At 42.4% G+C, this 7,094-nt stretch carries 5 protein-coding genes; 4 read left to right on the top strand and 1 reads right to left on the bottom strand.

Annotation, left to right across the window (positions count from 1 at the left end; genetic code table 11):
• Positions 1-314: 314 nt before the first annotated feature.
• Positions 315-1,355, bottom strand: coding sequence for a tRNA/rRNA methyltransferase (locus IQ211_RS17075; protein ID WP_189761111.1), 1,041 nt, complete (start codon positions 1,353-1,355; stop codon positions 315-317).
• A 134-nt stretch (positions 1,356-1,489) separates the two neighbouring features.
• On the opposite strand from IQ211_RS17075, the gene IQ211_RS17070 reads away from it, so the two are divergent.
• The 4 genes from IQ211_RS17070 (at position 1,490) to IQ211_RS17055 (ending at position 6,954) form a co-directional block, all read left to right on the top strand.
• Positions 1,490-2,161: a tRNA-uridine aminocarboxypropyltransferase gene (locus tag IQ211_RS17070; protein WP_189761112.1), complete on the top strand. Its 672-nt coding sequence runs from the start codon at positions 1,490-1,492 to the stop codon at positions 2,159-2,161.
• 114 nt (positions 2,162-2,275) lie between these two features.
• A complete protein-coding gene (locus tag IQ211_RS17065) occupies positions 2,276-4,918 on the top strand; it encodes a bifunctional acetate--CoA ligase family protein/GNAT family N-acetyltransferase (protein WP_189761113.1) in 2,643 nt (880 codons plus the stop codon).
• 206 nt (positions 4,919-5,124) lie between these two features.
• A complete protein-coding gene (gene pssA, locus IQ211_RS17060) occupies positions 5,125-6,483 on the top strand; it encodes a CDP-diacylglycerol--serine O-phosphatidyltransferase (RefSeq protein WP_189761115.1) in 1,359 nt (452 codons plus the stop codon).
• A gap of 117 nt (positions 6,484-6,600) precedes the next feature.
• Positions 6,601-6,954, top strand: a complete 354-nt coding sequence (locus IQ211_RS17055; RefSeq protein ID WP_189761114.1) for a YfiM family lipoprotein — start codon at positions 6,601-6,603, stop codon at positions 6,952-6,954.
• The last annotated feature ends 140 nt before the right edge of the window (positions 6,955-7,094 follow it).

Genomic DNA, 7,094 nt, shown 5'->3' with positions numbered 1-7,094 from the left:
GTGACTGCCGTATCTGTAATCCATGTTGCACCTCCAGTACAACACAGTATTGCAGCTAAAGCTGACCGACTAAAGTCGGTGGTTTTAACCTTTCATATGGAAGAATAAAAATTTAAATCAATACTTCCGTTTAAAATAATAACAAATGTTTTTATTTGATTTTGCAGTGTAATAATAAAAATAAACTTAATAAATTATAGGGAATAAAATAAGGCCCTGACTAAATAGACAGGGCCTTATTAACAATGAAACTTAAACTATCTATTTCCAAGTCACTGTTCTTTGACTAAATGGTAACTTGCGATAGAGATAGATTAAACCTTATTCTGACGCCACCATTCCGCCAGCATAATACCTGTTGCAACAGAAACATTCAGACTTTCTACCCTTCCCGTTCCACCAATAGAAAGACGAATGTCACCATCTTCCCAAATGCTGTCACTTAGTCCATCACTTTCCTGCCCTAATACCAAGACCATTTTTTCTGGCAATGTTGCTTGCGCCAGTGTTGTGCTGCCTTTATGACTTGATGTCGTCACAATTGTGTAGCCTTGGTTACGGAATTGATTTAGCGTAGTCGTGAACCCATCCGCATCAATGCCTTTGATGTGCTCAGCGCCGCCTTCTGCTGTACGAACAGCGGCACCTGATTCCAACAGCGCTGTATCCTGCAATATGACCCCCTGTACGCCAAAATGCGCACAACTACGCATAATTGCGCCAAGATTATGTGGATTACCTACATTTTCCAATGCCAAGACACAATCTTTTGCGGGCGCCTGCTGCAAATAGGTTTCCACATCCAAACCATTACGTTTCTTAATCAGGAAACATACACCACCGTGGTGCTCTGTACCTGATGCCTTGGATAGCTCTTCGTCGTCAACGACATGGTAAGCTTTGCGATTTGCCGCCATCCATTTCAAGGCATCGCGAAAACGCGGCGTGACCGATTGAACAAACCAAGCCCGAACAATCGCATCAGGACGGTGCTGGAACATTGCCTGGCAAGCATTTTCCCCATAGATGCGAGTTTCTTCCAAACGCTGACGACGAAGCTGTTCAGGATCAATGTTGCTTTTGCCGCTAATGCCCTGGTGCTCTGGACTAAGAGATTCATCCTCTGGACGGGAGATTGTTCTCCACGGAGAACGATCGCCTGAGCGCACTGGGCGTTCATTACCACGACGGCGGTCACCCTGATCACGCCCTTTACCAAACGGCCGGTTATCACTCTTACGGCTGTCACTGTTTTTACGACGATCGCCGCCTTTACGGTTATCGTTATTGTCCTCATTATTGCGGACATACATTACTTTGACTTTGCCGTTCTTACCACTATAGGAATCGTTCATTTATTTCTCCAACTGCGTTATGGCGCGAAGATTACCCGATGTACGCGTCCGAAGCTACCTCCGGTAACGACAATCCATTAAAATATCCGCTAATTTTTTACTGGTTTTATCCACGAACATGTTTGAGTTCTTAAATGAGAAATAACAACGCCGTTTATCAGCTTCGCCAACACCGCCTTGCCCGCTCTACCCGCCCTTTTCTGGCAAGGGGGTGCCGAGTGCAGCGTTGCCTGCATTGTTTATTACCCCAAAATAAATGTCTATGTGAAATGATTTCACCTGCAAATGCGGAAAGCCGCTTCTGTCTCATCATGTTCGATACGGAGCCGATGAAGCCCAGTAATACGGGAAAGTTGATTGCAGATATTCTGCCTGATACATGCGCTTTTCTCTGGTCTAGAACCGAGCCTGATCAACAACTGCTCGAAATCGTGCGTGATCCAACCCGACAACCTTATCTGATCTTTCCAGACAGTTATGCTACGCCTCCTCGTACGGTGTATCAGCAGATCCCCGCCAACCAAAAACCACCGCTGTTCATTATATTGGATGGTACTTGGCCTGAAGCAAGAAAAATGTTTCGCAAAAGCCCATATTTAGATGATATTCCCCTATTGTCTATTAATAATATTGCCAAAATGGACTATTTACTTCGGGTGCCTTCCAGAACAGAACAACATTGTACCGCCGAAGTTGCGGCTGCGGCATTAGAATTAGCCGGGGATATTAAAGCGTCACAATCATTATTGAATCATTTCAATCACTTTCGTGAACAATATCTGGCCGGAAAATCCAATCATCTGTAGGTATAACTCACAGTAATGCTTGACAATCCGCGCTAAAGTCACTGATGGTGGCTAAAGTTATTCATGGTAATTGTTATTGTTTATTGATGTGATAGCTGATAAGGAACCCCAGAAATGAGCCAGCGCGGACTTGAAGCATTATTACGCCCTAAATCTATCGCCGTTATTGGTGCTTCTGAAAAACCAGAAAAAGCCAGTTCAGTGTTGATGAGAAATTTGTTAATGGGTGGGTTTACAGGACCTATTCTCCCCGTAACACCACACAAATCCGCCGTTCTGGGTGTGTTAGCCTATCCTGCTATCGATAAATTACCATTAACGCCTGATCTGGCTGTGATCTGTACTCATCACAGTCGTAATTTGTCTTTACTAGAACAACTGGCCCAACACGGATGCAAAACTGTCATTATTTTATCCTCTCCGCCATCACAATTTACTGAATTGAAATTGTGCAGCCAAAAACATCATCTTCGAATTCTGGGGCCAAATAGCCTTGGTATCTTAGCCCCCTGGAGTGGGCTAAATGCCAGTTTTTCCCCGATCCCTATTCTTAAAGGTAAACTCGCCTTTATTTCACAATCAGCAGCAATATCCAACACAATTCTGGACTGGGCTAACCATCGCAATATTGGTTTTTCGTATTTTATTGCCTTGGGCGACAGTGTTGATATTGATATTGATGACCTGCTCGACTTTTTAGCAAGAGACAGTAAAACCAGTGCCATTTTGTTGCATCTCGAACATATCAGCGATGCTCGCCGTTTTCTTTCTGCTTCCCGAAGCGCTTCACGCAATAAACCAATTCTGGTCGTGAAAAGCAGTCGTACCCGGCAAGTCCAGAAGTTGCTGGGAGAACAACAAAATTTTGATGCGGCTTATGATGCAGCAATTCAACGAGCCGGATTACTGCGTGTACAGGATACACACGAAATGTTCTCCGCAGTGGAAACATTGAGTTTTATGCGGCCATTACGCGGAGAACGTTTATTAATCGTTAGTAATGGAGCAGCACCAGCGGCAATGGCACTGGATGAGCTATTCAGGAGAACCGGCAAACTCGCTATATTAAGTGAGGAAACGATCAATGGGTTGTCTGGCACACTTCCAGACACGTTGCTTTTACGTAATCCATTGGATATCGGTGATGATTCTTCTACCGAACGATATGTTTCTGCACTCAGGTTACTTTTGGATAGTCATGATTATGATGCCTTACTGTTAATCCACTCACCCAGTGCCATATCCCACAGCCAAACTACAGCAGTTCAGGTTATACAAACCATTAAAGAACATCCTCGTGGGAAATGGCTCACTATTTTTACTAATTGGTGCGGAGAATACTCTTCATTGGAAGCACGACGTCTGTTCAGTGAGGCTGGTATTCCAACTTATCGGACACCAGAAGGTGCCATTACCGCCTTTATGTATATGGTGGAATATCAGCGAAACCAAAAACAGCTAAAAGAAACACCATCTTTACCCATTGGCATCACATCGAATACGGCCCGAGCCCATGAGTGTATACAAAAGGCACTTGATAACGGGAATATTCGATTGGATACCCATGAAGTACAACCTATTCTTGATGCTTACGGTTTAAATACTTTACCAACTTGGATCGCTCATACCAGTGATGATGCGGTCGATATTGCAGAAAAAATTGGCTATCCCGTAGCATTAAAACTCCGCTCCCCTGATATCCTACATAAATCAGAGGTTCAGGGAGTGATGCTTTATTTACGCAATGCTGATGAAGTTAAAACCGCAACACAAGCGATTATTGAACGTGTTAAACAAAACTTCCCGCAAGCCAGTATCCATGGATTATTAGTACAAAGCATGGCTAATCGAGCCGGCACACAAGAGCTGAGAATTGCTATTGAGCAAGATGAGATATTTGGTCCCTTAATCATGCTAGGCGAGGGAGATATCGATTGGGTGCATGAAACACAGGCGGCTGTCGCTCTTCCTCCCCTTAATATGGCACTGGCACGCTATCTGGTTATTCAGGCAATTAAGAGTGGCAAAATAAAATCTGGTGGTTCACTTTTGCCGCTGGATATTCCTGCTCTCAGCCAGTTATTGGTCAGAGTATCGAATCTTCTGATCGATTGCCCTCAAATTACTCGTATGAATATCCATCCACTGCTTGCATCAGGTAATGAGCTCACGCTATTGGATGTGACAATGGAGTTAATGCCAGTAACAGGCGATCCCCGCAAGAGACTGGCTATCCGGCCTTATCCTAATGAACTGGAAGAAACTATCTATATCAAAGAGGATGTTGAATGTTTGCTACGGCCAATCCTGCCGGAAGATGAACCTTTGCTGAAAGAATTTATCGGCCAGGTAACAAAGGAAGATCTTTATTATCGCTATTTCAGTGAAATTAACGAGTTTACTCATGATGATCTTGCAAACATGACTCAAATTGACTACGACCGAGAAATGGCATTCGTAGCGATCCGCCATCCAGCAACAACACCTGAAATTATTGGTGTCGCCCGTGCCATGGCTGATCCCGATAATATCGAGGCTGAATTTGCGATATTAGTCCGATCAGATCTGAAGGGAATTACGTTAGGCTATCAACTTATGACTAAACTGATTAACTATACAAGAGAACATGGTATTCAAGCACTAACAGCTATTACCATGCCTGAAAACCGTAACATGATCCAACTTGCGAAAAAACTTGGATTTACCATTGATATACAGTTAGAAGACGGCATTGTTAATCTTATGTTGAAACTCTAAGTAAAAAATAAATTCAACATACATCTCGTAATGAACACTAAAAAAATGCTGACTCCGTGATAGATCGCACAGTCTTAAAGCAATCAGCTCAAGAGAGTTAATTCATACTCACAATGGACCAAACTAATGGTATCATCGCCGGATCATTTTGATTCATACACCTTATGATGGTATTAACACCATTTAGACTAAGAGAAAAACGCACTGTGATGTTGTCCAAATTTAAACAAGCAAAACACCAACAACACCTTGCACAACTGCCTAAGCTACCACAATCAGTTGCTGATATTGCGACACTTTATGAATCTAAAGTGTTTCGCAGCACCTTATTGGAACGTATAGCAAAGGCCCAAAAGCATATTTATATCGCCGCGTTATATTTAGAAAACGATGATGCAGGACAAGATATTTTGACTGCATTATATGCCGCTAAACAGACACGCCCTGAGTTAGATATAAAAATCCTGGTTGATTGGCATCGTGCTCAACGAGGCCGTATTGGTGCAGAAGCTGTGGCAACAAATGCAGACTGGTATTGTTCCATGGCTGAAAGCTACCCTGATGTCAATATTTCTATCTTGGGTGTTCCAGTGAATACACGTGAAGCACTGGGGGTTTTGCATCTGAAAGGCTTTATCTTTGATGATACGGTTATTTACAGTGGAGCAAGTATTAATGATGTCTATCTGCACCGCCATGAAAAATACCGTTACGATCGTTATCATTTGCTGCATAATGCAAAACTTGCCTCGATCATGAAGCAATTTATTGACGATAGTATTATTAGCGCTGGAGCCGTAAAAAATTTAGCCTGCCACAATCGCCCTCGTAGCCTTGAAATTAAAAATTTGATCCGTCAATTTCGTGCTTCATTGAGGAATAGCGAGTATCACATTGAAAATCAAGCATCCAATGCAGAATTGGCGGTAACTCCCCTTGTGGGATTAGGCAAGAAAAATCTGCTGAATAAAACAATTTGTCATCTCATGTCTTGCACTGAAAACAAGTTGATTATTTGTACACCATATTTCAATTTACCAGCAGTGTTAGTACGAGCAATATCTCGCCTACTCCGCCAAGGAAAGCAAGTTGAGATCATCATTGGAGATAAAACAGCGAACGATTTTTATATTCCACCCGAAGAACCATTTAAAATCATTGGTGCATTGCCTTATCTGTATGAAATTAACTTGCGCCGATTCACCAGTCGGCTGCAAAAGTTTATCGATAGCCAGCAATTAACTATCCGATTATGGAAAGATCAAGATAATACTTATCACTTAAAAGGGATCTGGGTTGATAATAAGTGGCAATTAATTACGGGTAATAACCTGAATCCTCGCGCATGGGGATTGGATCTGGAAAATGCTATTCTTATTCATGATCCCCACCAAGAGATGCAAGAGCAACGTGCAATGGAGTTGGATTGCATCCGTACCCATACAAAAATTATCCACAATTATCAGGAACTGGAAAGTATCCAGCTCTATCCTGTTAAGGTACGCAAACTGATACGACGCTTGCGCCGTATTCGGGTAGACCGATTAATCAGCAGGATATTGTAAAATAGATAAATAATTATCGTTTTTTTGAATCCCCTCTCGCTATTGGCAGAGGGGATTTTTGTACCTTATTTATCAAACAGCTATGATTTAAAAAAATAAATCATAGCGTAAATTACGATGAGAAAAAACATCATCACTCTGATACGAAATATATTAATAATTTCTCCTATCCTATTGAATACTTCTTGTTCCAATATTCGTCAGGCAAATGACAACTGGACAGGAAAAGATAAAGCGCAACATTTCTTATTTTCTGCAATTGTCGCTGCTGCGGGTAATGCTTATGGTGATCGTCAGCATTGGGGTCATCGTGAAAGTGCACAATTTGGTATATTGTTATCCGTTAGTATTGGTGCAGCAAAAGAACTTTATGATAGCCGCCCATCAGGAACAGGCTGGAGTTGGCATGATATTGCTTATGATATAGCTGGAGCGATAGCAGGTTATAGTTTATATCAATCGGTGAAGTAATTTTTTAATCTTCTATTTCTAAAGCACCTAAACGCAAAAAAGCCATCCGGTGACGGATGGCTTCTCTGGCTAATTGATGTCTGGCAGTGCCCTACTCTCACATGGGGAGACCCCACACTACCATCGGCGCTACGGCGTTT

Origin of the sequence: Xenorhabdus griffiniae, from assembly GCF_015163655.1 — a bacterium.
Taxonomy (GTDB): domain Bacteria; phylum Pseudomonadota; class Gammaproteobacteria; order Enterobacterales; family Enterobacteriaceae; genus Xenorhabdus; species Xenorhabdus griffiniae.
This window is presented reverse-complemented; position numbering and strand designations above follow the sequence as displayed.

Bases quoted from the DNA above. Each gene is read 5' to 3' on its own strand.
- IQ211_RS17065 (WP_189761113.1), top strand. From the start codon at position 2,276: ATGAGCCAGCGCGGACTTGAAGCATTATTACGCCCTAAATCTATCGCC.
- IQ211_RS17055 (WP_189761114.1), top strand. From the start codon at position 6,601: ATGAGAAAAAACATCATCACTCTGATACGAAATATATTAATAATTTCT.
- IQ211_RS17075 (WP_189761111.1), bottom strand. From the start codon at position 1,355: ATGAACGATTCCTATAGTGGTAAGAACGGCAAAGTCAAAGTAATGTAT.
- IQ211_RS17070 (WP_189761112.1), top strand. From the start codon at position 1,490: ATGAGAAATAACAACGCCGTTTATCAGCTTCGCCAACACCGCCTTGCC.